1 protein-coding gene is annotated in these 1,186 nt (G+C 62.8%); it reads left to right on the top strand.

Translation table 11 applies throughout. The features are described from left to right. The coding region (gene tuf / locus HPS01S_RS21360; protein WP_084397655.1) for an elongation factor Tu at positions 1-1,186 on the top strand (1,186 nt) is incomplete at both ends.

Genomic DNA, 1,186 nt, shown 5'->3' with positions numbered 1-1,186 from the left:
TGGCAAAAGAGAAATTTGAGCGGACCAAGCCGCACGTGAACGTGGGCACGATTGGTCACGTGGACCACGGCAAGACGACGCTGACGGCTGCCATCACCACGGTGCTGGCTGCCAAGTTCGGTGGCGCCGCCAAGGCCTACGACCAGATCGACGCGGCTCCTGAAGAGAAGGCTCGTGGCATCACCATCAACACCGCACACGTGGAATACGAGACGGCCAACCGCCACTACGCCCACGTGGACTGCCCCGGTCACGCCGACTACGTCAAGAACATGATCACCGGTGCTGCCCAGATGGACGGCGCTATCCTGGTGTGCTCGGCCGCCGACGGCCCGATGCCCCAGACCCGCGAGCACATCCTGCTGGCGCGCCAGGTGGGTGTTCCCTACATCATCGTGTTCCTGAACAAGTGCGACATGGTGGACGACGCCGAGCTGCTGGAGCTGGTCGAGATGGAAGTGCGCGAGCTGCTCTCCAAGTACGACTTCCCCGGCGACGACACCCCCATCGTCAAGGGTTCGGCCAAGCTGGCGCTGGAAGGCGACAAGGGTGATCTGGGCGAGCAGGCCATCATGCGCTTGGCCGACGCGCTGGACAGCTACATCCCCACGCCTGAGCGTGCTGTGGATGGTGCCTTCCTGATGCCTGTGGAAGACGTGTTCTCCATCTCCGGTCGCGGCACCGTGGTGACCGGTCGTATCGAGCGCGGCATCATCAAGGTCGGCGAAGAAATCGAAATCGTCGGTATCGCCGCCACCCAGAAGACCACCTGCACCGGCGTGGAAATGTTCCGCAAGCTGCTGGACCAGGGTCAGGCTGGCGATAACGTCGGTATCCTGCTGCGCGGCACCAAGCGCGAAGAAGTGCAGCGCGGCCAGGTGCTGTGCAAGCCCGGCTCCATCAAGCCGCACACGCACTTCACTGGCGAGGTGTATGTGCTGTCCAAGGACGAAGGTGGTCGTCACACGCCGTTCTTCAACAACTACCGCCCGCAGTTCTACTTCCGCACGACGGACGTGACCGGTGCCATCGAGCTGCCTGAGGGTAAGGAAATGGTGATGCCTGGTGACAACGTGTCGATCACCGTCAAGCTGATCGCCCCGATCGCCATGGAAGAAGGTCTGCGCTTTGCCATCCGTGAAGGCGGGCGTACCGTCGGCGCCGGCGTCGTGGCCAAGATCATTGC

It is taken from the genome of Hydrogenophaga pseudoflava NBRC 102511, assembly GCF_001592285.1.
GTDB lineage: Bacteria > Pseudomonadota > Gammaproteobacteria > Burkholderiales > Burkholderiaceae_C > Hydrogenophaga > Hydrogenophaga pseudoflava.
This window is presented reverse-complemented; position numbering and strand designations above follow the sequence as displayed.